25 protein-coding genes and 2 riboswitches are annotated in these 25,059 nt (G+C 48.6%); of the genes, 9 read left to right on the top strand and 16 right to left on the bottom strand.

Annotation, left to right across the window (positions count from 1 at the left end):
* Window positions 1-15: 15 nt before the first annotated feature.
* From H8705_RS12690 to H8705_RS12665, 6 genes are all read right to left on the bottom strand, one after another.
* A complete protein-coding gene (locus tag H8705_RS12690) occupies window positions 16-753 on the bottom strand; it encodes an NAD-dependent protein deacylase (protein WP_262396162.1) in 738 nt (245 codons plus the stop codon).
* Window positions 754-766: 13 nt separating this feature from the next.
* Window positions 767-1,228: a hypothetical protein gene (locus tag H8705_RS12685; protein WP_262396161.1), complete on the bottom strand. Its 462-nt coding sequence runs from the start codon at window positions 1,226-1,228 to the stop codon at window positions 767-769.
* Window positions 1,229-1,250: 22 nt separating this feature from the next.
* On the bottom strand, window positions 1,251-1,454 hold the full coding sequence (locus tag H8705_RS12680) for a DUF896 domain-containing protein (protein ID WP_262396160.1): 204 nt from the start codon (window positions 1,452-1,454) through the stop codon (window positions 1,251-1,253).
* A gap of 11 nt (window positions 1,455-1,465) precedes the next feature.
* Entirely contained in the window at window positions 1,466-3,253 is a 1,788-nt protein-coding gene (locus tag H8705_RS12675; RefSeq protein ID WP_262396159.1) for a hypothetical protein, read from the bottom strand.
* A 124-nt stretch (window positions 3,254-3,377) separates the two neighbouring features.
* Window positions 3,378-4,001 carry a DUF47 domain-containing protein gene (locus tag H8705_RS12670; protein WP_262396158.1) on the bottom strand — a complete coding sequence of 208 codons (624 nt, stop codon included), beginning with the start codon at window positions 3,999-4,001 and terminating at the stop codon, window positions 3,378-3,380.
* 51 nt (window positions 4,002-4,052) lie between these two features.
* Window positions 4,053-5,105: an inorganic phosphate transporter gene (locus tag H8705_RS12665; RefSeq protein WP_262396157.1), complete on the bottom strand. Its 1,053-nt coding sequence runs from the start codon at window positions 5,103-5,105 to the stop codon at window positions 4,053-4,055.
* Window positions 5,106-5,608: 503 nt separating this feature from the next.
* Here H8705_RS12665 and H8705_RS12660 point away from each other — a divergent pair.
* Window positions 5,609-6,820, top strand: coding sequence for an MFS transporter (locus tag H8705_RS12660; protein WP_262396156.1), 1,212 nt, complete (start codon window positions 5,609-5,611; stop codon window positions 6,818-6,820).
* Window positions 6,821-6,956: 136 nt separating this feature from the next.
* The gene (locus H8705_RS12655; protein ID WP_262396155.1) at window positions 6,957-8,351 is read left to right on the top strand and encodes an MATE family efflux transporter; all 1,395 of its coding nucleotides are present in this window, start codon (window positions 6,957-6,959) and stop codon (window positions 8,349-8,351) included.
* Window positions 8,352-8,370: 19 nt separating this feature from the next.
* Here H8705_RS12655 and H8705_RS12650 read toward each other — a convergent pair whose 3' ends face one another.
* The 3 genes from H8705_RS12650 to H8705_RS12640 are packed head-to-tail and all read right to left on the bottom strand — an operon-like array spanning window position 8,371 to window position 10,247.
* Window positions 8,371-9,099, bottom strand: coding sequence for a DNA alkylation repair protein (locus H8705_RS12650; protein ID WP_262396154.1), 729 nt, complete (start codon window positions 9,097-9,099; stop codon window positions 8,371-8,373).
* Entirely contained in the window at window positions 9,089-9,439 is a 351-nt protein-coding gene (locus tag H8705_RS12645) for an MmcQ/YjbR family DNA-binding protein (RefSeq protein ID WP_392392103.1), read from the bottom strand. The genes H8705_RS12650 and H8705_RS12645 overlap by 11 nt, the downstream gene beginning before the upstream one ends.
* 31 nt (window positions 9,440-9,470) lie before the next feature.
* Complete coding sequence (locus H8705_RS12640; protein WP_262396153.1) at window positions 9,471-10,247, bottom strand: IclR family transcriptional regulator; 777 nt, start codon at window positions 10,245-10,247, stop codon at window positions 9,471-9,473.
* 292 nt (window positions 10,248-10,539) lie between these two features.
* Here H8705_RS12640 and H8705_RS12635 point away from each other — a divergent pair, with 292 nt between their 5' ends.
* Together H8705_RS12635 and H8705_RS12630 are read left to right on the top strand one after the other, a co-directional pair.
* A complete protein-coding gene (locus H8705_RS12635) occupies window positions 10,540-11,505 on the top strand; it encodes a bifunctional 4-hydroxy-2-oxoglutarate aldolase/2-dehydro-3-deoxy-phosphogluconate aldolase (RefSeq protein WP_262396152.1) in 966 nt (321 codons plus the stop codon).
* A gap of 36 nt (window positions 11,506-11,541) precedes the next feature.
* On the top strand, window positions 11,542-12,564 hold the full coding sequence (locus H8705_RS12630) for a sugar kinase (RefSeq protein ID WP_262396151.1): 1,023 nt from the start codon (window positions 11,542-11,544) through the stop codon (window positions 12,562-12,564).
* A 115-nt stretch (window positions 12,565-12,679) separates the two neighbouring features.
* Here the strand turns inward: H8705_RS12630 and lpdA are convergent, their stop codons facing one another.
* The 6 genes from lpdA to gcvT form a co-directional block, all read right to left on the bottom strand.
* Window positions 12,680-14,080 carry a dihydrolipoyl dehydrogenase gene (lpdA, locus tag H8705_RS12625; protein WP_262396150.1) on the bottom strand — a complete coding sequence of 467 codons (1,401 nt, stop codon included), beginning with the start codon at window positions 14,078-14,080 and terminating at the stop codon, window positions 12,680-12,682.
* A gap of 17 nt (window positions 14,081-14,097) precedes the next feature.
* A complete protein-coding gene (locus tag H8705_RS12620) occupies window positions 14,098-15,096 on the bottom strand; it encodes a lipoate--protein ligase (protein WP_262396149.1) in 999 nt (332 codons plus the stop codon).
* Window positions 15,097-15,105: 9 nt separating this feature from the next.
* Window positions 15,106-16,539: an aminomethyl-transferring glycine dehydrogenase subunit GcvPB gene (gcvPB, locus tag H8705_RS12615; RefSeq protein WP_262396148.1), complete on the bottom strand. Its 1,434-nt coding sequence runs from the start codon at window positions 16,537-16,539 to the stop codon at window positions 15,106-15,108.
* Complete coding sequence (gene gcvPA / locus H8705_RS12610; RefSeq protein WP_262396147.1) at window positions 16,536-17,849, bottom strand: aminomethyl-transferring glycine dehydrogenase subunit GcvPA; 1,314 nt, start codon at window positions 17,847-17,849, stop codon at window positions 16,536-16,538. The genes gcvPB and gcvPA overlap by 4 nt, the downstream gene beginning before the upstream one ends.
* Complete coding sequence (gene gcvH, locus H8705_RS12605; RefSeq protein ID WP_262396146.1) at window positions 17,849-18,232, bottom strand: glycine cleavage system protein GcvH; 384 nt, start codon at window positions 18,230-18,232, stop codon at window positions 17,849-17,851. Before gcvH ends, gcvPA begins: the two co-directional genes overlap by 1 nt.
* 91 nt (window positions 18,233-18,323) lie before the next feature.
* Window positions 18,324-19,412 carry a glycine cleavage system aminomethyltransferase GcvT gene (gcvT, locus tag H8705_RS12600; RefSeq protein WP_262396145.1) on the bottom strand — a complete coding sequence of 363 codons (1,089 nt, stop codon included), beginning with the start codon at window positions 19,410-19,412 and terminating at the stop codon, window positions 18,324-18,326.
* Between the two features lie 69 nt (window positions 19,413-19,481).
* Window positions 19,482-19,561: riboswitch (glycine riboswitch) on the bottom strand.
* A gap of 3 nt (window positions 19,562-19,564) precedes the next feature.
* Window positions 19,565-19,655: riboswitch (glycine riboswitch) on the bottom strand.
* A 258-nt stretch (window positions 19,656-19,913) separates the two neighbouring features.
* Between gcvT and H8705_RS12595 the strand changes: the two genes are divergently transcribed.
* From H8705_RS12595 to H8705_RS12585, 3 genes are read left to right on the top strand one after another with little or no spacing between them, the layout of a single operon-like run.
* Window positions 19,914-20,897 carry a methionine ABC transporter ATP-binding protein gene (locus H8705_RS12595; protein WP_262396172.1) on the top strand — a complete coding sequence of 328 codons (984 nt, stop codon included), beginning with the start codon at window positions 19,914-19,916 and terminating at the stop codon, window positions 20,895-20,897.
* Entirely contained in the window at window positions 20,887-21,546 is a 660-nt protein-coding gene (locus H8705_RS12590) for a methionine ABC transporter permease (protein WP_262396144.1), read from the top strand. The genes H8705_RS12595 and H8705_RS12590 overlap by 11 nt, the downstream gene beginning before the upstream one ends.
* 26 nt (window positions 21,547-21,572) lie before the next feature.
* Window positions 21,573-22,490, top strand: a complete 918-nt coding sequence (locus tag H8705_RS12585) for a MetQ/NlpA family ABC transporter substrate-binding protein (protein ID WP_262396143.1) — start codon at window positions 21,573-21,575, stop codon at window positions 22,488-22,490.
* Between the two features lie 67 nt (window positions 22,491-22,557).
* Here the strand turns inward: H8705_RS12585 and sfsA are convergent, their stop codons facing one another.
* Entirely contained in the window at window positions 22,558-23,235 is a 678-nt protein-coding gene (gene sfsA / locus H8705_RS12580) for a DNA/RNA nuclease SfsA (RefSeq protein WP_262396142.1), read from the bottom strand.
* 93 nt (window positions 23,236-23,328) lie between these two features.
* Here sfsA and H8705_RS12575 point away from each other — a divergent pair, with 93 nt between their 5' ends.
* Window positions 23,329-24,054 carry a lysophospholipid acyltransferase family protein gene (locus H8705_RS12575; RefSeq protein ID WP_262396141.1) on the top strand — a complete coding sequence of 242 codons (726 nt, stop codon included), beginning with the start codon at window positions 23,329-23,331 and terminating at the stop codon, window positions 24,052-24,054.
* Window positions 24,051-25,046, top strand: a complete 996-nt coding sequence (locus H8705_RS12570; RefSeq protein ID WP_262396140.1) for an asparaginase — start codon at window positions 24,051-24,053, stop codon at window positions 25,044-25,046. The genes H8705_RS12575 and H8705_RS12570 overlap by 4 nt, the downstream gene beginning before the upstream one ends.
* The last annotated feature ends 13 nt before the right edge of the window (window positions 25,047-25,059 follow it).

Here is a 25,059-nt window from a genome sequence, read left to right as displayed (position 1 = left end):
CGGTTTCTCCTTCCATCAGTCAGCAATTGTTTCTATATTGACCGCCTGATCCAGCACTTCTCCAATGCTTCCCTCAATCAGCAGGTCTGCCCGATCATCCATAGGCGTCGGGGATTTGTTAATAAGTATCAGATGGTTTCCCTGGTAATAATTAATCAGCCCGGCCGCCGGATAAACCGCTAAAGAGGTTCCGCCGATAATTAGTACCTCCGCCTGGCGCAGCCACTGCACCGACTGGTAAATAGTAGCTTCGTCAAGGCTTTCCTCATATAAAACCACATCCGGCTTAATTGTTCCGCCGCAGGAACATTTAGGAACCCCCCGCGTCTGCGTAATTGCGGTAACTTCATAAAATTTCCCGCATTTTTGGCAGTAATTGCGGTATACTGAGCCGTGCAGCTCCATGACATGCTTACTTCCCGCCATCTGGTGAAGACCGTCAATATTTTGTGTAATCACTCCAAGCAGCTTGCCTTCCTGTTCCAGCTTGGCCAGAGCCAGATGAGCCTTATTGGGCTTTGCGTCGGGAAAAATCATTTTGGCGCGATAAAATTCATAGAACTCGCTGGGGTGACTGTAAAAAAAGCTGTGGCTGATAATCTGTTCCGGAGGATAGCGGTACTCCTGCCGGTACAGGCCGTCCGCGCTGCGAAAGTCCGGAATCCCGCTTTCGGTAGAAACGCCCGCTCCGCCAAAAAATACGATCTGGTTATTATTTTTGATCGTTTCCCTGAGCTGTTTTATTTTGTCCATGCTGCGCCCCCTATCAATTTAGCGTCATCCCGCCGCCTGCGTCGTAAGCAACCAGCGTCCAGTTAATCACGCCGTCGCCTTGGTCGGCATATTTTAAAAACATGTCCACACTGATATGCCCGTCCTCCGCATAAGCGTACACATAATGGTTTTCCAGCAGTTTAATCGTATCCTCATAATACCGGAAAGTGCCGCCCAACTGCGCCTCCACAGGGATCAGATCCGTACGGTGAATAAGATCTTCTTTCAGCTGCTGGACAGTGATGTCCTCGTTTTCCGGGGAGGCTTCCGGCGGAGAGCTCTCCTCTGCGGCCAGTTGTCTTTTCGCCTGCGCCAGCTGCTCCTGAAGAGAGCTTATCTGTTCCTGCGCGGCAGAAAGCTGCGACTGAATCTGCTGAACCTCCGAATTATTACAAGACGTAAAAGAAATCAGTAGAAAGCAGCAAAGAAAAAATACTATTTGTATATTTTTCATTCTATTCTCCCCTTCCACGGGCCTACTCTTTTTTCTGAAGCTTTGTTTTATTTCCCTTTTCATCCACTAGATAGGTGTTTTCCAGCGTCGCCGTAAGATTAGCCTTCATATCCGCGATATATTCCTGCCGCAGAGCCAGTCTCTCTTCCTTTTCCACATCTGTCAGTCCGGTTTCTCGCTCTTTCTTGGCAAGTTCGTTAATCCGCTGTATTTTCTTCTGATCCATAAAATCCTTCCTTATCTGGGCGGCGGGGTCACCAAAAGCCCCTGCTCCGCGCTATTCACCCTATAATATACCATTACTCTGCCGTCCGCAAGAACGCCTATCACCTGCGCCTGGGCATTCTGGATGGTCAGGATATTCTCTTTCACTTCACAGGTGTCGTGATCCAATACTCCCAGTTTCCAGCCGTAGCCGTCCTCCCTTTCGTCCGGGAGAAGAAATGCGGAATATCCCTGTCCATCGTATCCAACCTCCGAGGTTCTGCGTATAGAAAATGTATTCTCGCTTTCAAATTCGATAAGAGTAATTTCCCCGGTATCAAAATCATAGTATCCATTTTCCGGCCACTTGTTATTGTCAATAAATGTGCCGATCATCGCCAGCCCATCATCATAGTATACATCAAACGGCGAGACGTGATACAGCGGGATATCCGCCAGGGAGTTTCCTGTGGCAAGCTCAATAACACTCCACCCGGCGCCGCTTTCATAACCCGCTACAGAAGAAATCACCTGGGTATCGTCCTTGACAAACCGCGGGAAACTGCGTACAGCGACGCTTTTCCCCATGGGAGTTTCCTGAAATTTATTTCGGATCAGCTCAGTTTGCGCGTCTGTCTCCAGATCGTATAAAAACAGGCCCCCCTTATCCCCATAAACAAATTTGCTGTAGTCAGGCAGCATATCGTAACCATAAAAGCCCAGGTTATCCCCTGTGGCGCCTGTTGCCTTCTCATAAATGCACTCCGGCAGCTCCACTTCCCGTACCAGGCTTAAGTCCTCACTGACTTCGTAGACGGCAAAAGGCGCTCTTACAAAAATTGAGCCGTCCCTCATGCTAACGCCGCTGAACAACGCATTTTCGCTCCACTGCATGGGAATTTCCACCTTGCTTTGGAGCCGGAAGGTAGCATTGCTCAACTGATAAATCGTAAGCAGTTTTTCTTCTCCCCAGTTGATATTATTAATTTGGGAGTCATACAGATAAACAGAGTCCTGCGTTTCGCCAATCATCTTAAAGCCGGACAGGGTTTCTAACTGCTCTCCAAAGTCCGCCGTATACGCGCTGTACTTTCCTGTGATCACCGCCTGGTGATTGTTGATGCTCTCACTGGAGCAGCTGAGAAAATAAAGTTCCCCATTTTCCCTCTGACCAAAGGTGATCGTCTGTTTAGAAGAGACCAGCATATTTTCATAGGTGTCATAAGAAACCAACGTTGCCGTCACTATGTTATCTGAAAAATACAATGCCTCGGTCAACTCCAGCCCCCAGAGATTGCGCTCGCCCAACGGATATTTCTCATCGCTGGCCGCCGGGTAGCCTTCCCGCACCAAAATCGCGTTTTTGTCTTCACTGTAGCTAAAATTCCCCGTTTCCTCTTTTAAAAAGGAAAAGTCCGTCTGTTCCAAATCAAAATACCGCTCAATCCACTGTGTCATCATCTGAGCGGGGACAACAATCCAGCTTTGCATCTGATCGTCCTGTGAGTCCCCAGGCCGCCTCTCCTCCACTCGTTCCAGAGAATCGGCCTGCTGGCTCAAACCATATAGCCGCCAGCAGTAGATTACCAGTTCCCGAGGATCTAATTCCTCCGGAACCTCGAAGTCATGGTTAAAAATATTGGCGATCCCCGGCAGAATGTAGCCGTCCCATATCTGGCTGAGCTGCTCTTTGCTTGCCTGCCGCACCTGCATAGGCGGCTCCTCTGGTTCCTGCGAAGAGGACGCAGGGGATATCTCCGGCTGGGTACAGCCACAGACTATAAACAGCAGCGCCAATATCAGCGCCGTCACTTTTTTCATATATGTATCCTCCCTATCTCTGATGATGGGTTACTTCTAATATTAAGTGTCTATATTATAGCATATCCATGCAAAGAAAGCGATGGACATCCGGCAGACGCCCATCGCTTTCTTACTTATTCTTTTATGAATTTTTCATCACTACTTCGGCGATAACATTGGCCACGTCCTCGCAGGCGTCGCAGCACTGTTCCAGCCGGTTTAAATTATCGGTCCACGCCATCAGCTCCGCGGCATTGGTAGTGTTAAGGTACAAGTCCCGCATGGCGTCTGTATAGAGTTTATCCCCGCTTTCCTCCAGCCGGTTTAGTTCAATAATCAGCGGCTGAAGCTGGGTTGATTTCCGAAAATTATGAAATTCCTCCAACGCTTTTTTCATAGCGTCACAGCAGCTGACAAGCACACCGGTAAATTCCAGCGCCGCCGGACGGACGGTGCGGATATTAAACATATACATCCGCATAAGCACATCCTCAATCGCGTCGGTCACATCATCAATCGACTGCCCCAGCTGGATGATATCTTCCCGTTCAATAGGGGTAATAAATTCTTTTACCAAGCATGACATCATCTCATGGCGCCGTATATCCGCCGTATGTTCGATTTTGTGCATCTGCTCCATTTTTGCAGGCAAATCCTGAGGCGCAAAGTCATGGAGCGCCTCGTGAAGCAAGGCCGCCGCCGCGCGGGAGTATTCCGCCGCTTCTACAAACGCATCAAAATAATTGTAATTTTTACCTTTACCCATCCATTTCACCCATTCCGCCGAAAAGTCACCGGCTGTAATCAAAATTTGTCCTTAGAAAATCCACATGAATAAAAGCGCCATAAAATATCCGATTAAGCCGCATCCCGGGAAGGTAAGCACCCAGGCCCACACCATTTCACTAACCACTCCCCAGTTGACCGAGGACAGTCTTTTCGCCGCGCCAACCCCCATAATAGCAGTTGTTTTCGTATGGGTCGTGCTTACAGGGATTCCCGTCAAAGAAGAAAGCAACAGGCAGCCGGCCGCAGCTACGTCCGCGGAGAAACCCTGATATTTTTCCAGCTTTACCATATCCATCCCTACAGCTTTGATAATCCGATAGCCGCCGATAGAGGTTCCCAGCGCCATAACCAGAGAACATAAAATCATCAGCCAAATCGGAATCACAAAATTAGTCACATTTCCCTGCCCTTTGGCTAAAAACACCCCTAACAGGAATACTCCCATAAATTTCTGGCCATCCTGGGCTCCATGCATAAACGCCATAGCCGCCCCGCCGCAAATCTGGGCCTTTCCAAAAAAAGCATACGTCTTTCGCCGGTCCATATTCCGACAGATGTTTTCGATCATTTTTACTGTCAGCCAGCCCATACAAAAGCCTAACGCTGTGGACAGGGCCAAACCGTAAACTACTTTGATCCACTCTCCGCCGTTAATTCCTTCCAGGCCGCCGTGAAGAGCAATGGCCGCTCCAGAAACCCCGGCGATCAAAGCATGGCTTTCACTGGTGGGAATACCAAACCTCCAGGCCGCCGTTGCCCAGGATACAATGGCGAAAAGAGCCGCGCATAAAGCGATTAAGGCGTCATGAGGGTCCCCGCCGAAATCTACCATATTGTAAATCGTCTGCGCTACTGTAGCGTTAAACATCGTCATAAACAGGACGCCAAAAAAATTGAATACCGCCGCCATCAGAATTGCCGCCTTCGCCGACATGGACCGCGTGGAAACACAGGTGGCGATAGCATTTGGTGCATCGGTCCAGCCATTGACCAAAATAACCCCCAAAGTAAGGGCTACCGTAATTGCCAGCGCTGGATTAGAAGTCAGCTGACTGAGAAATTCATTGAGAGAGATTGTCATAGCAAGGCCCCTTTGTAAGGCTCCTATTTTCTGAACCTTTTTTAATTTTACTTATTTTTTACATCAAGTAAAATCATACCATGTTTATTTTTCCTAAGCAAGAAATTTCGCGGGGTTTATGTCATTTTTTATAATATCTTAACGATTTTATCCGGTGACATTTGACAATTTTTGCCACCTATGATACACTTCCCACAGAATATAGGGTTCGCGGGAGGATCCATCGGATAGCTTTGCGTTTAAGATAGCTGTGTCCGCCAGTCAAAGAAAGCCCAGAAGCAATGTGGGCGTTGGTATTATAAATTCCAGCGAGAAAACCTTTTGCCTCTGGAAATTTTGACGTGATCTTAAACGCAAAAGGAAAAAGTCCCGGTTCGTCCTTTTTTGTTTGTCTGCGCATGCCACTGCTGTTGTTTTTCCGGCTGGCGGCGCTTTTTTTCGTATATGAGTCATTTTTTAATGACTAACCGTTTATTTTATCCCTTTTTGAAGGAGGCCGTTTTTTGAATATTAATAGCAGTTGGAAAAAGGCGTTTTATCTTATTTGGAGCGGGCAGGCGGTTTCCCTCCTAACCAGTTCCATTGTTCAGTTCGCTATCATTTGGTATCTTACAGATACTACCCAGTCCGCTGCAGTGCTTTCCTTTGCGGCACTGGCCGGATTTCTCCCTCAAGCGCTTTTAGGACCGTTTATCGGGGTATATATTGACCGGTGGAACCGCAAATATACCATGGTGATTGCCGATCTGTCTATTGCTGCGGTCAGTCTCATATTAGTGTTTGTAGGGATGGGCGGCCCCATTCCTGTCTGGCTGGTCATGGCTGTTTTATTGGTGCGTTCCATTGGGACAGCCTTCCATTCTCCTGCCCTTTCTGCGGTGACCCCTTTATTGGTTCCTTCAGAAAGTCTTACGAAATGCGCCGGTTATTCCCAAACTCTGCAATCGGTATCTCTGCTGGTAAGCCCAGCGGCTTCCGCGGTATTGTACGCCTCCTGGAATCTGTATGCCATTATCCTTCTGGATGTGCTGGGAGCGCTGTTGGCGGTGTGTACTCTGCTTCCGGTGAAAATCCCGGCCCTTCCGCCCCAGGAAGGGCAGCGTCCCAATGTAATTCAGGAGGCTGTCGAAGGATTTCATGCACTTCAAGCCCAAAAGGGGTTTGTAGGGCTGATTCTTACCAGCGCTTTATTTTTTCTGGCGGTGATGCCTATCCAGGCGCTGTTTCCCTTGATGAGCACCTCCCATTTTGGCGGAACCACAGTAGACGCTTCCATCGCAGAAACCGCATTTTCGGTAGGACTGTTGGCAGGATCCCTTATCCTGGGAGCTTGGGGAGGCCATAAAAACAAGATGACCACGATCATCCTGTCGATTATCTTAATGGGGGTGTCCACCGCCGCCTGTGGTTTTCTGCCCTCTTCCGGCTTTATCGCCTTTGTTATTTTAACTGTGTTTACCGGTTTTTCCTGTCCGTTTTACTCCGGGGTATGTATGGCGTTGTTTCAGGAAAAAATCCAGCCGGAGTATCTGGGGCGGGTGATGTCCTTATCCTCCAGTATCATGTCCCTGTCCGCCCCTGTGGGGCTGGCGCTTTCTGGGATATTTGGGGAAAAAGTGGGGATTGCCAACTGGTTTATCATTTCCGGAACGGTTACCCTGCTGTGCGCCGCTATCTGTTTTTTTACCCCTTCTATCCGAAACTGCGCCAAATAAATTTCTTTTCTTATTTTAGCCCAAACAACGGTATTTCTTATTTACAGTTTGTGCAAAATGTCATTTACATATATTTTTTATTGTGTTATCATACAAAGTACTTTATAAAAATGGACAATATGGATATAGCTGTGGGATGTGGCTATTGAGAAAAGGATGGAACAAATTGGAACAAAGAAAAGAAAATAAAATGGGCGTGATGCCCATAGGTAAATTGCTCACCGGCATGTCCCTGCCTATTATGGCATCCATGCTGGTGCAGGCGCTGTACAATGTTGTGGACAGTGTTTTCGTGGCCCAGTACAGTGAAAATGGTCTTACAGCGGTTTCTCTGGCGTTTCCGATCCAATCGCTGATGATCGCTGTCGGCGTAGGAACCGGCGTAGGGATCAACGCCCTGCTTTCCCGGCGTCTGGGGGAGCGGGATTTCCACGCAGCCAATGCGATTGCGGACAATGGGATGTTTTTGTCTGTGTGCAGCTGGATTGTATTTGCTGTTTTAGGCGGCACCCTTTCGGGAGCGTTTTTTCGCGCGTTTACAGACAATCCTGAAATTATTGAAATGGGCACCCAGTATTTAAGCATCTGTACCGTATTTTCTTTAGGCGTGTTTGTCCAAATCGCGGCGGAAAGAATTATGCAATCTACGGGCAATACCATTTATAATATGGTAATGCAGGGGACGGGAGCCATTGTCAATATTATTTTAGACCCGATTTTTATTTTTGGCCTTTTTGGTGTCCCCCAGATGGGTGTTGCCGGCGCGGCTATCGCTACCGTAGCCGGACAGATGGTTGCAATGGCGCTGGGATTATACCTAAATTATAAGAAAAACAAGGAAGTTACCTTAAGCGTACGGGGATTTCGTCCCAATAAAACGATTATCGGCGAGATCTACCGGATTGGCGTCCCTTCGATTATTATGCAGTCGATTGTGTCCCTACTCACCTTCGGAATGAATAAGATTTTAATTATGTTCTCAGAAGTGGCCGTTTCTGTTTTCGGCATTTATTTTAAGCTCCAAAGCTTTGTATTTATGCCTATTTTCGGCCTCACCAACGCAATGGTTCCGATTGTAGCGTACAACTACGGCGCCCGCAAAAGAGACCGGATTTTGCAGACAATCAAGCTTTCCTGCATTATTTCTGTTTCTATTATGATTGTTGGCATGTTGATTTTTCTGCTTGTACCGGATAAGCTATTGTATCTGTTTAACGCCTCTGAGGAAATGTATTCTATTGGCGTTCCCGCTTTACGGATTATCAGTCTTTCTTTCCTGTTTGCCGGGGTGGCAATCGTCTTTTCTTCCACCTTCCAGGCACTGGGGAACAGCGTTTTGAGCTTACTGCTGTCGGTAGCCCGCCAGATCGTGGTTATTCTGCCGGTCGCTTTCCTGTTGGCAAAATTTATCGGCCTTGGTGCGGTATGGTATTCCTTCCCCATCGCGGAGATCATTTCCATTGTCTTGAGCAGCATTATGTTCCGATATGTGTATCGGATTCATCTGCAAACTATTCCAGATACGGAATAAATAAAAAGCCTCCAAAGGATCATTCCTTTGGAGGCTTTCTTTTCATCTTTCTCACGCGGTCCTTGGTACGTTTATCCACACGGTTGGATTCTATGATTTTCTGCAAAGCTTTGTTATAGGTCGCATCGTCCAGCCGACATTCTCTGAGATAATCCGTGGTCTGTCCCTCAAACTTAACAAAGCATACGGACAGCGCCCAAGCAACCGCCATTTTGACGTAATATCCCTCATGCCTGATACTGTCAAAAAGTAGGAACAGCCGATCAAGGTAATCTGGGGTAATAAAATAATCCATCAGCATAATTACCGCGAAACGCAGCTCATATTCCTGATCAGAAGCAAGATATTCCCCTAAAAAATCATATACTCGCTCTCGATTTTTCTCCACAAATTTAAATCCGCTGCAACAAGAATCACAAACTGCCCAGTTGTCAATCCGGGGCACAAACTCCCTCACCAAGCTAAGACGGGTTTCAATATCCGTCTTGATATAGCCGATTACCAAACCGTAAAGCATCGTCTCTTCATACCATTCTGTTTTCGTATTGGATAGGTATTCCTGCCAGTTCCCCTTGGCAATCTGTTTGGCCATATCCCGCAAAACCGGAATACGTACTCCAAGCAGATTTGTCACCCCAGGCACCAGCCTCTGATGAAATACCTGAAACGTTGGATCTGCTGTTTCTTTTAATTCCTGCTCCAGCAGAGCAATATCTCCTTTGGTCCAATGCTGTCTTTTAAGATCCATTTGCTTTCTTCCCCTTTGGCTTTGTCAACTCGTAACTGTGGGAGATCATCTCATATACTTCGTCCAAGTCTGTCCCATCCTGAAAAGTAACCGTGTTCCAATGGATTTTATTCATATGATAAGCAGGCGTCACCCAAGAAAATATCTTCCGATAAAATTCCGCCCGCATCGGTTCGCATTTCACATTAAGACAAAGATTTCCGTTTCGCTCATAGATCAGAGCAAAGCTCTTTTTATTTCCCCGGTGGCGCATTACCGCCCATTCCCCCTCGTCAAAAGGATAGTCCTCGTATGCGCCGGCATAGGTAAGGCAGTATTCAATCAGCTCCCTGCGGGTCACAATACCCCATCCTTTCCACAAGGGTCCCCGGTCAGTTTCCCCGATATCCCAGTTCCGAAGAAATATCCTCCCGGGCTTTCAAAATATATTGGGCCAATTCCTCAATACGCTGATCAGTCATACGCATCAGCGGAGCGGAGATACTCAAAGCAGCGGCGGCCCGTCCGGAGTAGTCCAGCACCGCGGTACCGATACAGCGCACCCCTAGCTCATTCTCTTCATTGTCCAAAGCGTATCCCAGCCTTCTTACCTGCTCCAGCTCCTGATACAGATTTTCCAGCCGAATGATGGTATGCTGGGTATATTGTTTAATATCGCTTTTGTCCCAGATGCGTTTAATATGACCGTCGCTCATAGTCGCTAAAATACTTTTCCCCACGGCCGTACAGTACATAGGGCGGCGCATCCCGATACGGGAGAACATATGGATAGAGCTGTTGTTGGCTTCCACCTTATGAACGTAAACAATATCAATGCCATCCCGTACCACCAGATGAATAGCTTCGTTGGTTTCGTTGCGCAGCCGCTCCAGGTAAGGCTTGGCAACCGATACCGTATCAATTCCGGCCACTACCCGGCCGGAAATCTCAAAGAGCTTAAAGGTAAGCCGATACTTATTGCTGTCACTATCCTTACGTACATAGCCCAGGTTAATCAAAGAGGCCAGCAGACGGTGAACCGTACTTTTATGAAGTCCAGTGGCGGCGCTTAAATCCATTAAAAGCATCCCGCCGGGATTTTGTGAAAGGTGTTCGATAATCGCAAACGCCCGGTCCAGGGACTGGACCGATTGTTTTTCCTGCTCCATGTTCCTTCTCCTTTTTGTATGCGAAGTAATATGCTGGCTTTTATTATAGCACATAATCCTTAATTGAAAACCAGTATTTTTTTCTGAGAATATCCCAAATTAGACAATTTTGGGCCAACTTGTACAGGATGCACAATTCGACCAAAAAATTTTATCAAATCTAATTTACATTTTCTTTCCATGGGTACTTGCAATAGAAAAATAAATCAGTATAATAAAACTATAGACCACGATGCGGAACTTGGTTTCACATTGTGAAACTCACTCAATGATATTTATGAGGTGAATTACTGTGAACGATGTATTAAAACAACTTTCGAAAATCGGTATTGTCCCTGTAATCAAAATTGATGATGTGGACAAGGCCATTCCCCTTGCGAAAGCCCTCTGTAACGGCGGCCTTCCCTGCGCTGAAATCACCTTCCGCACCGCTCAGGGCGAAGAAGCTATCCGGCGCGTGGCCAAGGAACTACCGGAGATGTTGGTCGGTGCCGGCACCGTTCTTACTGTCGATCAGGTGGACCGTGCGGTTGCCGCTGGCGCAAAATTTATCGTCAGCCCAGGTTTAAACCCGAAAGTCGTAAAACATTGTATCGATATTGGTATTCCGGTAGCCCCCGGTTGTTCCTCCCCTTCGGATATCGAAGCGGCCTTGGAAATGGGGCTTACTACTGTTAAATTCTTCCCGGCGGAACAGCTGGGCGGCGTAAACTTTATCAAAGCGCTGGCCGGTCCCTATGTAAATGTAACCTTTATGCCTACCGGCGGCGTAAACGCCAGTAATTTGTTGGATTATCTGTCCTTCAACAAGATCCTCTGCTGCGGCGGTACCTGGATGGTAAAAGCGGATCTAATCAACGAAGGTAAATTTGATGAAATCGAACGTCTCACCCGTCAGGCCGTACAGTCCATGTTGGGATTTGAGCTGATGCATGTTGGCATTAACGGCAAAAACGAGGATGAAGCGGTGAAAATCGCTAAAATGTTTGAGACCATGTTCGGCTTTGAACACAAAGTCGGCAACAGCTCTGTGTTTGCCGCTAAATGTATCGAAGTTATGAAAACCCCATACGTAGGAGACAACGGCCATATCGCTATTGGTACCAATTTCATTGAAAGAGCAGTAGCTTACTTTGAGCGCAATGGTTTCGCTTTCGATATGGATACCGCTAAGTATGACGCTAAAGGCAATATGATCGCCGTTTACTTTAAAGATCAAATCGGCGGATTTGGCGTTCATCTGGTTCAGAAGAAATAATATACTTAAAGTAAAGTTTTGAGAGGAGATTATACAATGGGTAAAATAGTTACTTTTGGCGAAATTATGCTGAGACTTGCCCCAAACGGTTATTATAGATTTGTTCAGGCCCAGGAATTAGGCGCCACCTACGGCGGCGGCGAAGCCAATGTGGCAGTTTCCTTGGCCAACTACGGCATGGATGCGGCGTTTGTTACCAAGCTGCCGAAACATGATATCGGTCAAGCTGCGGTAAACTCCCTGCGTCAGTTCGGCGTGGATACCAGCTATATCACCCGCGGCGGCAATCGTGTCGGTATTTACTTCCTGGAAAAAGGCGCTTCCCAGCGCCCCAGCAAAGTAATTTATGACCGTGCAGGTTCCGCAATCGCTACCGCTTCCTCGGAAGATTTCGATTGGAGTACTATTTTTGAAGGTGCTGAATGGTTCCACTTTACAGGCATTACTCCGGCGCTGGGCGACAATGTAGCGGCCATCTGTCTGGAAGCGTGTAAAGCGGCGAAGGCCAAAGGCGTGACCATCAGCTGCGACTTAAACTATCGTAAAAACTTGTGGAGCAAAGAGAAAGCCGGCCAGGTAATGGCGGGACTGATGGAATATGTAGACGTTTGTATCGCTAACGAAGCGGACGCGGACGACGTATTCGGCATCAAAGCAGAAAATACCGATGTTACCGGCGGGAAACTCTCCCATGAAGGGTACAAGGAAGTTGCTAAAAAATTAGCGGACCGTTTTGGGTTCTCTAAAGTTACTATCACTCTGCGGGGTTCCATCTCTGCTAACGACAACAACTGGGCCGCTATGCTCTATGATGGAAATGATTATTACTTCTCTAAAAACTATCTGGTACATATCGTTGACCGCGTAGGCGGCGGCGACAGCTTCGGTGCGGGACTTATCTACGCCTGCGTCAACAAGTATGCTCCTCAGGACGCTTTGGAGTTTGCGGTTGCCGCCAGCTGTCTGAAACACTCCATTGAAGGCGACTTTAACCAGGTATCTGTAGACGAAGTGAAAAAACTTGCCGGCGGCGACGGTTCCGGCCGTGTACAGAGATAATTTGCTAACTACTACCTCCTTATAATAGATTGGATTATTTCCCACTTTAGTCGACGAAGCCCCCCTGTATGGCCAAGCATACAGGGGGGCTTCGTTTTTCTGGGAGAAAAGAGGTTTAGCGTTTTGGAAGAGAATGGATCGCTTTTTTATCAACTTCCTGGGCCGCTTCCGTGATTCCCTCGCTGAAGGTGGGATGAGGACGGATCACCTCAGCCAGCTGCCCGGCGGTCATTTCCGCCTTAATTGCCACAGCAATCTCGCTGATCATATCTGTGGCACGGGCGCACATCAACTGGGCGCCCAGAATTTTATTGGTCTGTTCGTGGACCACCAGCTTGATAAATCCTCGTTCCTGCTGGGAGAGCAAGGATTTTCCATTCCCGCTCATCAGGTACTTTCCCGTTTTGACAGGAATTTCTTTTGCCTTGGCTTGATCCGCCGAAAGGCCTACGCAGGCGATTTCCGGATCAGTATATACACAGGCGGGCACAAGATCAGGAAAAGGCTCCTGCTGTCCGCAGATATACGCCGACGCCGCCAGTCCTTGAGCGGACGCGCCATGGGCCAGCTGGGTGGAACCGGCGATGACGTCCCCGATGGCATAAATTCCAGGCACGCTGGTCTCAAATCTGTGGTCTACCACAATTGCCCCCCGCTCCATCTCCAACCGTAATTCCTCTTCACAAAGCAAACCGTCGGTATAGGGCCTGCGCCCGGTAGCAATTAAAATACCATCCGCTTTCGCTTCCTGAAGCGCGCCTTTTTCTTCATAATAGCAGGAAAGCTCACCGCTTTCCTCTATCTTGGCAACTTTCGCGCCAGTATGAATGGCAACGCCCCGCTTTTTCAGGATCATGGATAGGTTCTGTGAAATCTCCCGGTCCATCCCCGGCAGGACCCGTTCCAGCGCCTCGATGATTGTTACCTGACAGCCAAGGGCGTTGAAAATGGTCGCAAATTCTACTCCAATTACTCCGCCGCCGATAATTACTAACCGCTGATATTGCTTATCTTTTAGGTTAAGCAGCTGGTCGCTGGTGAATACATTGGGAAGGCTGGCCCCTTCTATGGGCGGTTTATGGGGAACTGAGCCGGTAGCAATCAGGATATTCTGCGTTTGCAGCTCGTGAGTTTCTTCTCCAAAAACTTTTACTTTTCCTGGAGCGCAAATGCGCCCCGTACCTTCAAAGACAGTAATTTTATTGGCTTTTAACAAGCGGGAAATTCCCTCCCGCAGTTGGGAAACCACCTCGTCCTTGCGGGCATACATCGTCTGCAGGTCATATCCGGCGCCTTCCACGGTAATTCCAATAGACTGACAGTTTTTTATTTCCCACAACAGCTGAGAAGCATGCATCAGGGTTTTAGTGGGGATACAGCCCCGGTTGAGGCAGGTTCCTCCCAGCTGCCGATTTTCCACAATGGCAACTTTTCTTCCGTATTGAGCGGCGCGGATCGCCGCTACATAACCGCCAGGGCCCGCACCGATAACAACCAGATCATAACTTGTATCCAATGGGCGTTCGCCTCCTTTTATAATCGCTGTTCCAACAACAGCTGGGCTACATCTTCAGCCATTTTCCGGGTCAATTCATCCGTCTGCGGCGTCTGCAGAGCCGCCTGCGCCATAGCTTGGGAGGAAAACAAACTCCCTGTTAACGCCTGCTCAAACTGACTGGGCCATTGGGCCTGCATCGCATCGGAAAAAACAGCGGCCTCCTTAATCAGTCCGCCTTTCACAAGCGCTTTTATCTGTATTCCACCCCAGGCGAACCGATGTTCCAATGTATAGCTGGCGGTAATCTTGCGTCCGAACTTCCAGCTTTGCGAACAGTACTTTTCATATAGCTTCTCCACTTCCTGCATACAAATCTCTTGTTCCAGGATAGGCGCCGCCGAGAAGCCATATATCTCTTCAAAAGAGCCGACCAGCCGCTGACGCAGCAGATCTACGGTTAGCTTGGGGCAATAGTTTTTTAAATTAGTCACTCTCGATCTTACCGAGCTTACTCCATGGGAACGAAGTTTTTCTGAGGATACCGTAAGATATTTTGACAGGGATGGAATATTCACGTCCACCAGTAGAGTACCATGATGGAGGCTGCGGCCTCCTTTGTGATAAAAAGCATTCCCTGAAAATTTGCAGCCGTTCACCGTCAGGTCATTGCGGCCGGATTTCACCGCGCAAATCTTCATTTTTTTCAAAGCATTTAAAATTACTTCCTGCTGTTTTTCCACATCAAAATCCTCGTCATGGGCCAGGAAGGTAAAATTCAAATTCCCCAGATCATGGTACACCGCGCCGCCCCCGGAAGAGCGGCGGGCCAAATAGCCCCCCTCCTCTTCCAACAGGGCCAAACTACACTCTTTCCAGACGTTTTGATTTCTGCCTATCACCACTGTATGGCGGTTTTGCCACAGATAAAGGATGCACTCCCCCGCCGGGAGTTGATCCAGCAGATATTCCTCCAAAGCTAAGTTCCTGTAAGGGTTGGTTTCATACCACTGAAGTACCCGTATACGCTTTACCATATCCGCGTCTTAAAAAGAGTAAGTCGGTTTGGGATTTCTTGCCGCGCCTACTTCATCCAGGCGGCGCACCGGAGTGCTCACCGGAGCATCGTGAAGGCTTTGAGGATTATCCAGCGCCTGCTGATAAATCTCCCGGAATGTCTGAGCCGCCCCGTCAAGGGTATCTATACTTTCCGTCTCTGTAGGCTCCGCCATCAGCGCCTCATGGACGATCAGCGGGAAATACATGGTAGGCGGATGGATTCCATGATCCAACAAAGCCTTGGCAATATCCATGGCGGTAACGCCTTTTTCTTTCTTAAGAGGCTCCAGGCTCATGACAAATTCATGCATGCACGGCCCCGCGTAAGGCATATCATACAGATCGCTCAGCCGAGCCATCAGATAATTGGCATTGAGCACTGCGTTCTGGGCCGCTTCTTTAATGCCTTCCCGCCCTAGGGTGAGAATATAGGTTAACGCTTTTACCACTACCAGGAAATTTCCATAAAAATTCTTTACGCTTCCGATAGACCGGGGACTCGGCGCATCAAACCCATAGGTTCCATCCTCTTCACAACTTACGTGGCCGCTGGGCAAAAACGCCGACAGCAGTTCCTTGCAGCCTACGGGACCGCTTCCCGGGCCGCCGCCATGCGGGGTGGAAAAGGTTTTATGCAGGTTCAGATGCACCACGTCAAATCCCATATCCCCTGGCCGCACCACTCCCATCACCGCGTTTAAATTGGCGCCGTCATAGTAATTCAGTCCTCCTGCGTCATGAACCGTCTTTGTGATTTCCAGGATGTTTTTATCAAAAATTCCCACGGTATTCGGATTGGTCAGCATCAGCCCGGCAGTATCTTCCCCCACTGCCTGCCGAAGTTTCTCCAGGTCTACGCATCCATCCTCCCCGGACGGAATATTTACCACCGTAAATCCGGCCATCACCGCGCTGGCAGGATTGGTTCCATGGGCGGAATCGGGAACGATAATTTTGGTGCGAGCCGTGTCGCCTCTGGATTTGTGATATGCTTTGATCAGCAAAAGCCCGGTAAATTCCCCGTGGGCTCCTGCAGCCGGCTGGAACGTCATATGATCCATGCCGGTGATCTCGCACAAATACTTTTCCGCAAGCCCCAGCACTTCCAGGCAACCCTGCGCAGTATGGGAGGGCTGAAGGGGATGAATTTTGGAAAATCCGGGCAGGGCGGCGATTTCTTCGTTGATTTTCGGGTTGTATTTCATGGTACACGAGCCTAATGGATAAAATCCATCGTTCACGCCATGGGTCTGTTTCATCAGCTCGGTATAATGACGGCTGATGTCCACCTCCGCGATCTGAGGAAGATGCAAAGGCGCCTTACGGCTTATCTCGGGAGAGCAGTCCACTTCCGGCACATCGCAGGCGGGCAGAATACTGCATCCCCGGCCTTCCTGGCTGCGTTCAAAAATCAGTTTCATTTTACCGCCTCCCTTACAATCTCAACCATTTGGTCGATCTGTTTTTTGCTGTTCATCTCAGTGACGCACCACAGGATACTTTCCTCATCCAGCGGCAGTCCGCCTAAAATCCCCTTTTCTTCCAGAGCGCAAAGGATATTTTGAGAAGAAGGACAGCGGGTGACAAACTCATTAAAATACGGGCCTTTGAATTTTTGAGAAATTCCAGGAATACTGCAAAGCTCTCCCGCAGCATAAGAGGCCTTGGACATACACAGCTTCGCCGTCTGTCTCATTCCCGCGCTTCCCATCGCCGCCATATAAACCGAAGCGGTCATTGCACACAGCGCCTGGTTGGAACAAACGTTGCTGGAGGCCTTCTCCCGCCGGATGTGCTGTTCTCGCGCTTGTAGAGTAAGTACATAGGCCCGTTTGCCTTGCAGATCCACCGTTTCCCCCACAATCCGGCCTGGCAGCCTTCTCACCATGGCCTGAGTGCAGGTCATAAACCCCAGATATGGTCCGCCAAAAGCAAGCGGCATCCCCAACGGCTGTCCTTCTCCAACCGCAATATCCGCGCCGCATTCCCCCGGACATTTCAGCAGAGAAATAGCGATAGGATGACAGCCCATAATAAATTTTGCTCCCGCCTGATGGACAAGCTCCCCCAAATCGGTCGCATCCTCTATCTGGCCGTAGAAGTTGGGATATTCCATGTAAAAACAGCTGACTGTTTCATCCAGCATCTGTGAAAGCGCCTGTTTGTCCGTCACGCCGTCGTTTACAGGAACCACTTCCAAGGGAGTATTCGCTCCCTCACAGTAAGTTCGTATGGTGGAAAGCACCCCAGGATTAACCGCCTCGGATACCAGTACTTTCTGTCGTTTACGATCCCGGCACATAGCCGCCGCTTCCGCGGCGGCGCTGGCCCCATCGTAAATAGAGGCGTTTGCAGCATCCAACCCAGTGAGCTGGCTGATCATCGTCTGAAATTCAAAAATCGACTGCAGAACCCCTTGGCTGATTTCCGCCTGATAGGGCGTGTACGCAGTAACAAATTCTTCTTTGGAGGTTACGCTTTTTACAATCGCGGGAATATAGTGGTGATACGCTCCGGCTCCCCGGAAAATAGAAGTAAACTGCATGTTTTTTTGCGCTAAGGCCTCCATGCAGGATCTCACTTCCAACTCGGATTTCCCCTGGGGCAAATTTAAGTTCTGCAGTTTTACTTCCTTTGGCACCTGGCAATATAAATCGTCAATCGTACTGACCCCTATGGTATCCAGCATCCGCCGGCGTTCCTGCTGGGTCGACGGAACATAGCTTCCCATTATTCGCCCTCCGTTTCACAAAGCTCCTCATATTCTTTTGGAGTGAGCAGATCCTCCCTGTCGGTGATATCGCTTATCTCTACCAGCCAGGCTTCGTACGGCTCGGCATTAATTTTTTCCGGAGCATCTAAAAGTTCCTCGTTGACAGCGGATATGGTTCCTGTTACCGGGCTGTACACATCGGATACGGCTTTTACGGATTCCACATCGGCAAAAGATTCCTCTACGGCTACTGGATCCCCTACCTCCGGCAGATTTACAAACACCAAATCTCCCAACGAAGCCTGGGCGAAATCAGTAAGCCCGACCCGGGCGGTGGTATCATCCATCAGCTTTATCCATTCATGGGATTTGGTATACAACATTTCCGAATTTACTGTCATTTTCTTTTCCTCCTAAAATAAGTAAATTTTATATTGACAAATCAGGAAAACCGTGCTATTTTTATATCATATTAAACATATAGGAAATATATTATTTATTCCGTTTATAAAACGGAAGATTCACGATTTCGGCGGTTAGCTTTCGCCCCCGTACCAATACTTCCACCTGGGAGCCCGCGTTCGCGGCGTCGATATCCACCAGCGCCATGGCCACAGCGCAGCCCAGATAAGGGCAGTGAGTTCCGGAGGTAGTATGCCCGACCAGTCTGTCTCCCATGTAAACCTCTTCCTGCTCCCGTACAATTCCTCGGCTGGTAACCTTTAATCCCACCCGTTTGCGGGTAAGAGGACCCCTGGCCTCTAACGCGGCCTTTCCGATGAAGTCGTCTTTCTCCATTTTTACCGCGAAAGAAAGTCCCGCTTCCGGCGGCGTCACCGTATCGTCCATTTCATGGCCGTAAAGGGGCATGGCCGCTTCTAGACGAAGAGTATCCCTGGCTCCCAGCCCGCAGGGAATAAGCCCTGACTCGCTGCCGGTTTTCAGCAGCAAGTTCCACATCTGCTGGGCATAGCGGTTCTTCATATAAATTTCGTAGCCATCTTCCCCGGTATATCCGGTTTTAGAGATGATACAAGGGATATCCCCTACATAGGCTTCGTTTACAAAAGAATAATATTTTTTCGGGATGTATTTTTCCTCCGTGAGCTTTTTCAGGATTTCATAAGAGTTGGGGCCTTGCAGCGCTAGCTGGGCCATACTGTCGGAGATATCTTCAAAAGCTACTTCCCCGAAAAGATGCTCCTTCATCCAGGCCACATCCTTGTGCCGGTTGGCAGCGTTGACCACCACCATATAGTTTTCATCACTGATCTTATAAACAATCAGGTCGTCTACTACCCCTCCCTGGTCGTTGCACATAGGGCTGTAGCGGACCCCACCGTCCGGCAGATTGGTAAAATCATTGGTGAGCAGTTTTTGCAGATTTGCCAGAGCGTCCTTGCCCTTATAGGTAACCTCTCCCATATGGGAAACGTCAAACAGACCTGCTTTGGTGCGCACCGCCATATGTTCGGCGATCACTCCCGTTTTATACTGAACAGGCAGCAGGTAGCCGGCAAAAGGCACGATCTTTCCGCCCCATGTTACATGGCAGTCGTAAAGCGGCGTCTTTTGTTCCATGAAATCCCTCTTTTCTTCTTTGATAAAAATAAAACGGAGACGCATTACCATATTGCTATCATAATGCGCCTCCGTTAACTGACCTGAAAGATTCTCCCGTAATTTCACAGGATTGCTTCTTCGGTGCTGGTTTAACCAGCTTTCCGGAGTTTCGTCCAAGCCCGGTCCTTTTGCCTGAGAGTTTCCTAACGTTTCACCTTCGGCGCCTTCTGCTGAAAAGAAGATCTCTCCCGGGTTTTTCATTCGAATATCTACTTGTTATGAACAGTATAAAATATCGTTTCTCAATTTGTCAACAGGTTTCGGTGACTTTCCCCATTTTAAATAGCACGGAAGGAAAACTCAGTTTAAAATAACCAAAAACCTTCCTTTCATCCACTGGATTTCCTCCGGTTTGCGTGTTGCTATCTGTCCACAAGTATTGTATAATATTACGATGAACTACCTGAAAGAGGAGGCTGGATTGTGAGCGGGGAGAATCCAATTATCCAAATAATTTCTATGGACAAGACCTTTCAAACAAAAGGCGGCGAGGTCCATGCATTAACCGATATCAACCTGGCCATCGAAAAAGGGGATGTGTTTGGGATCATCGGCGCCAGCGGCGCGGGAAAATCCACCTTGGTGCGTTGTATCAATCTGTTGGAAAAACCCACCCAGGGTTCCATTTTGTTTGACGGAAAAGATCTTATGAGCCTTTCTAAGTCCCAACTTATGGAGGCCCGCCGGTCGATGGGTATGATCTTTCAGCAGTTTAATCTGCTTATGCAGAAAACTGCCTTGGATAATATTTGTTTTCCTCTTCAAATCTCTGGTGTTTCCAAAGCCAAAGCGCAGCAGCGGGCATGGGAGCTGTTGGAGCTGGTGGGCCTTTCTAACCGGGCAAAATCTTATCCGGCCCAGCTTTCCGGCGGACAAAAACAACGTGTCGCTATCGCCAGAGCCTTGGCCACCAACCCAAAGGTTTTGCTGTGCGACGAAGCTACGAGCGCCCTCGACCCGCAGACTACCAGTTCTATTCTGGCCCTTTTAAAAAGCATTAATCAGCAGTTTGGCATTACGATTATTATCATCACCCATGAAATGAGTGTTATTGAAGAGATCTGCAACCGGGTAGCAATCATTGATCAAAGCCGGATTGCGGAAGTGGGGGACGTATCTGAAATTTTTGCCCGTCCTCAGTCTCAGGCCGCGCAGCGTTTGGTATATCCAAATGGGGAGCGCCCGGTAACCTTTGAGGGTACCCGATGCGCCCGTATTGTGTTCGATGGACGTAATTCCTTTGAACCGGTGATTGCCAATATGGTTTTGGACTGCAAAGCCGCGGTCAATATTTTGTATGCGGATACCAAAAATATCGACGGCAAGGCAGTGGGACAGATGGTCATCCAGCTTCCCAAAGAAACCCTCGCCGCTGACAAAATTATGAATTATCTGCGTTCTCATGATCTCACAGTAGAGGAGGTAAACGGCTATGTTCGATAAAGTTGTCATTGATATGCTCTTGCAAGGTATTTTAGAGAGCCTGTTCATGGTCGTGTTCTCCACCCTGTTTGCTTATTTGATTGGGCTCCCGCTGGGAATTGTTCTTGTAGTCACCGACAATGAGGGAATCCGTCCTTGCGGATGGCTTAACTCTGTGCTCAATGTGATTGTCAACCTCACTCGTTCCGTGCCTTTTTTGATCCTAGCGGTCGCTATTATCCCGTTTACCCGTTTTGTTGTGGGAACCTCTATCGGTCCGAAAGCGACGGTTGTTTCCCTGGTGATTGCCGGGGCTCCTTTTGTCGCCCGGCTGGTGGAAGGTTCTATTCAAGAAGTGGATAAGGGGGTGATCGAAGCGGCGCAGTCTATGGGCGCCACTTCTATGCAGATCATCCTGAGGGTAATGCTGTCTGAATCCATGCCCTCGCTGATTAACGGATGCGCAATTGCCGCTACTACTATTTTAGGGTATTCCGCTATGGCAGGTTTCTGCGGCGGAGGCGGCCTTGGCGCGATCGCTGTAAATTATGGTTATTACCGCTATCAAAGCGATATTATGCTGGTCACCGTAATTCTTCTGATCATTATTGTGCAGATTATACAGGAGACCGGTATGAAGCTTACCCGTATGAAGGATAAGCGTAAATAGATTTAGTATTATGGAGGAAAACAAAAATGAAAAAAGTACTTAGCTTGTTACTGTCTGTTCTGCTGGTGGTTTCCGTGTTTGCGGGCTGTTCCAGCAACGAAAGCAGCGATGCTCCGTCCACTGACGCTCCTGCTTCTGACGCAGCTCCCTCTGAGGACGCTCCTTCTGAGGATGCTCCTTCCGAGGATGCAGCGCCTTCCCAGGACGACGCTGACCTGGTTTCCATCACTGTAGGAGCCACCCCGACACCCCACGCAGAAATTTTAAATTTTGCCAAAGATTTGCTTAAAGAAAAGGGTGTTGATCTCACCGTTCAGGAATTTACTGATTATGTCCTTCCCAACATGGCGCTGGAAAGCAGCGAGCTGGATGCGAATTTCTTCCAGCATAAACCTTACCTGGATAACTTTAACGAAGAAAATAAAACCAGCTTGGTTTCCATCGGTGCGATTCATTACGAACCCATGGGCATTTTCGCCGGCAAAACCGCTGCTTTAGCAGATCTGGCGGACGGCGCGAAAGTTTCCGTTCCTAACGACGCCACGAACGAAGCGAGAGCGCTGCTTCTTTTGGAAGCTCAGGGACTCATTAAATTGAATCCAGAGGCGGGCGTTCAGGCCACCAAAAACGACATTACCGAAAACCCAAAAAATCTGGATATCGTCGAATTGGAAGCCGCTCAGCTGGCCCGTTCCCTGCCGGATGTTGATATCTCTGTGATCAATGGTAACTATGCTATTCAGGCGGGCTTGAGCCTGGCTGACGCGCTGGCTACCGAAGCTGCGGATTCTCTGTCGGCGGAGACTTATGCCAATATTATTGCTGTACGTGCAGGCGACGAGCAAAGAGAAGAACTCAACGCTTTAGTGGAAGTTCTCAAAGGCGATGAAGTAAAAGCCTTTATTAACGAGACTTATGCTGGCGCTGTGGTTCCTGCCGCATAATCACATAGCAATTACTAATTGTATAATAAAAAGGCGATGTGTAAAACACATCGCCTTTTTATTATACTTATAGTTTTATTTCTACAAAATCTGCCAATACCATCCGTTCCGGTGTCACCTGACAGTCCATCGCAATCAGCTGTACACCCTGGGCTTGGGCCTGGGCTAAAGCGTCGGCAAACTGAGGATGTGTGCTGCGGTTGGGGGTGAAGTAAGAAACCCCCTTCATCTGGATGACAAATAAAAGATATGCTTCATATCCTTCTTTGACACAACCGGACAGCTCCCGCAAATGCTTGATTCCCCGCTGAGTAGGCGCGTCGGGGAAAAGAACCGCGCCGTCCTCTTCCAAAGTAACTCCCTTTACTTCCATAAACGCCCGGCGACCTTCCCCTTCCAGATAGAAGTCCAACCGGGAGTCGTGATACCTGCTTTCCGGTTGCAGTCGGGTCAATGGGAAAAGTCCCCCCTTCTCCAACCATTCCCGGGCCGCTTTATTGGGCGCCTGGCTGTCTATATTGATCAGCCGCTTTCCTTTTTGAACTGCAATCAAAGAATACTTCGTTTTCCGGGCGGAATTATCATGCTCCTGGACATAAATTTCCACTCCCGGCACTAACAGTTCTTTGCATCGCCCGGTATTCTTCACATGACAGATCTGCTTTTTCCCATCTAATTCTACCTGAGCAATAAACCGGTTAGGCCGTTCAAGAAACCGAGCTTTACGGATATTTTCATAAACCATGCTGCTTCCTCCTGTCTTTGCTTATTGTACCCTTGCAATTTTCACTTTGCAAGGGTACAATAAAAATACTGTATTTGCTAGGAGAAAGAAATTATGAGAACAATTATCTGGTTCATTTATTTTTGGCTGTATTTAATCGTACTGCTTCCCCGGATGTACCGGGTGAAAAAAATGTTCGCCCAAGGCCAAACCCGGCAGGCGGACGAGCTTACCTCAAAAACAGTAGTTTGCTGGGCAAACCGGCTTCTTGGGTTGGCTGGAGTAAAAATAACGGTTTCCGGTCAGGAATATCTCCCAAAAACACCTTGCGTGTTTGTCTGTAATCATCAAGGGTATTTTGATATTCCTATTGTACTTACCCAGCTGGGAAAACCCCACTCTATCCTGGCAAAAGAAGAAACTGCCAAAATTCCTATGATCCGCACCTGGATGGAGTATCTTCACTGTGTGTTCATCGACCGGCATGATGTGCGTCAATCGGCCGCCGCGCTGAATAAAGCGATTGAAAACATTAAAAAGGGGTATTCGGTGGTGATTTTCCCGGAAGGAACCCGCAGCCGCGGCGATCGGGTGGGTGAATTTAAGCCCGGTGGATTTCGTGCTGCGCAAAAGACCGGCGTTCCCATTGTACCGGTATGTATCGACGGCTCTTACAAGGTGATGGAAATGAATCATATGATGATAAAGCCTGCCCAGGTAAAAGTGACTATTCTGCCGATGATCTCTACTGAAGAATTTTCTAAGGAGGATTTTAAATTGGTCGGGGAGCAGGTGCGGGAAATGATTATAGAATGCAAAGAGAACAAGGTGATGCTATGAAAAAGAAAATCCTTCTCCTTTCCACCGGCGGCACTATCGCCAGCAAGCCAGGGCCCGAAGGTCTGGCGCCTTCCATTGGAAGCGACGATATTCTTTCCATGATAGGCGTTCTAATACAAAACTATGAGGTCTTTTCTAAGGATCTGCTTCACTTGGACAGTTCCAACATTCAGCCGGAAGAGTGGCGGATAATCGCCCGGGAGGTTTACCACTGCGCCGCGCAATACGATGGTATTGTTATCACCCACGGTACGGATACCATGGCGTACACTACCTCTATCCTGGCCTTTATGCTGCGCAATGTGCCTATTCCTGTGGTGGTTACCGGTTCTCAGCTTCCTTTGGAGCATCCGCTGACCGATGGGTTCGATAATCTGCGCACCGCTTTCGCTATGGCGGCAAGTCAGGTACCCGGAGTATTTCTGGCCTTTAACCGGAAGGTGATTTTAGGCGCTCGGGCAGTAAAAATCCGCACCACCGGCTTTGACGCTTTCGAAAGCGTCAACTGCGATTATGCCGGTACGGTGGATGCAGGAGGGCTGAATATCAACCACCAGGTAATTCCGCCTGTACAGGGGAGATTTGTCCTGGAGGACACGCTGTGTACGGATGTATTTTTAATTAAATTGACGCCCGGTCTTAACCCGGAAATTTTTGATATGCTCCTTACAATGAATTACCGAGGGATTGTCATTGAGGCTTTTGGCGCCGGCGGACTGCATTTTATCCATCGGGATTTGGTGTCCAAGCTTCAGAAGATTGCCGATCATGGAATTTCCGTGGTGGTGTGCAGCCAGTGCCTGTTTGAGCGAAGTGATTTCTCTATCTATCAGACCGGTCAAAAGGTATTGGAAAAAGGGGTGATCCAAGGATTCGATATGACCACGGAAGCCGCGGTTACTAAGCTGATCTGGGCGCTGGGTCAGTCCCAGAACTGCGAACAGGTAAGAAAAATTTTCTCTCAAAGTTATGTGGGGGAAGTCGCCTTATAAAATGAAAACCGGC

The sequence above is a fragment of the Youxingia wuxianensis genome, assembly GCF_014385085.1.
Lineage (GTDB): Bacteria > Bacillota > Clostridia > Oscillospirales > Ruminococcaceae > Youxingia > Youxingia wuxianensis.
Note: the sequence above shows the minus strand (reverse complement) of the source record. Positions and strands in the feature narration are given on the sequence as shown.

Excerpts from the sequence above, each read along its gene's own strand:
- H8705_RS12690 (WP_262396162.1), bottom strand. The coding sequence starts at position 753 with ATGGACAAAATAAAACAGCTCAGGGAAACGATCAAAAATAATAACCAG.
- H8705_RS12685 (WP_262396161.1), bottom strand. The coding sequence starts at position 1,228 with ATGAAAAATATACAAATAGTATTTTTTCTTTGCTGCTTTCTACTGATT.
- H8705_RS12680 (WP_262396160.1), bottom strand. The coding sequence starts at position 1,454 with ATGGATCAGAAGAAAATACAGCGGATTAACGAACTTGCCAAGAAAGAG.
- H8705_RS12675 (WP_262396159.1), bottom strand. The coding sequence starts at position 3,253 with ATGAAAAAAGTGACGGCGCTGATATTGGCGCTGCTGTTTATAGTCTGT.
- H8705_RS12670 (WP_262396158.1), bottom strand. The coding sequence starts at position 4,001 with ATGGGTAAAGGTAAAAATTACAATTATTTTGATGCGTTTGTAGAAGCG.
- H8705_RS12665 (WP_262396157.1), bottom strand. The coding sequence starts at position 5,105 with ATGACAATCTCTCTCAATGAATTTCTCAGTCAGCTGACTTCTAATCCA.
- H8705_RS12655 (WP_262396155.1), top strand. The coding sequence starts at position 6,957 with ATGTGGCTATTGAGAAAAGGATGGAACAAATTGGAACAAAGAAAAGAA.
- H8705_RS12650 (WP_262396154.1), bottom strand. The coding sequence starts at position 9,099 with ATGGATCTTAAAAGACAGCATTGGACCAAAGGAGATATTGCTCTGCTG.
- H8705_RS12640 (WP_262396153.1), bottom strand. The coding sequence starts at position 10,247 with ATGGAGCAGGAAAAACAATCGGTCCAGTCCCTGGACCGGGCGTTTGCG.
- H8705_RS12630 (WP_262396151.1), top strand. The coding sequence starts at position 11,542 with ATGGGTAAAATAGTTACTTTTGGCGAAATTATGCTGAGACTTGCCCCA.
- H8705_RS12620 (WP_262396149.1), bottom strand. The coding sequence starts at position 15,096 with ATGGTAAAGCGTATACGGGTACTTCAGTGGTATGAAACCAACCCTTAC.
- gcvPB (WP_262396148.1), bottom strand. The coding sequence starts at position 16,539 with ATGAAACTGATTTTTGAACGCAGCCAGGAAGGCCGGGGATGCAGTATT.
- gcvPA (WP_262396147.1), bottom strand. The coding sequence starts at position 17,849 with ATGGGAAGCTATGTTCCGTCGACCCAGCAGGAACGCCGGCGGATGCTG.
- gcvH (WP_262396146.1), bottom strand. The coding sequence starts at position 18,232 with ATGACAGTAAATTCGGAAATGTTGTATACCAAATCCCATGAATGGATA.
- gcvT (WP_262396145.1), bottom strand. The coding sequence starts at position 19,412 with ATGGAACAAAAGACGCCGCTTTACGACTGCCATGTAACATGGGGCGGA.
- H8705_RS12595 (WP_262396172.1), top strand. The coding sequence starts at position 19,914 with ATGGACAAGACCTTTCAAACAAAAGGCGGCGAGGTCCATGCATTAACC.
- H8705_RS12590 (WP_262396144.1), top strand. The coding sequence starts at position 20,887 with ATGTTCGATAAAGTTGTCATTGATATGCTCTTGCAAGGTATTTTAGAG.
- H8705_RS12585 (WP_262396143.1), top strand. The coding sequence starts at position 21,573 with ATGAAAAAAGTACTTAGCTTGTTACTGTCTGTTCTGCTGGTGGTTTCC.
- sfsA (WP_262396142.1), bottom strand. The coding sequence starts at position 23,235 with ATGGTTTATGAAAATATCCGTAAAGCTCGGTTTCTTGAACGGCCTAAC.
- H8705_RS12575 (WP_262396141.1), top strand. The coding sequence starts at position 23,329 with ATGAGAACAATTATCTGGTTCATTTATTTTTGGCTGTATTTAATCGTA.
- H8705_RS12570 (WP_262396140.1), top strand. The coding sequence starts at position 24,051 with ATGAAAAAGAAAATCCTTCTCCTTTCCACCGGCGGCACTATCGCCAGC.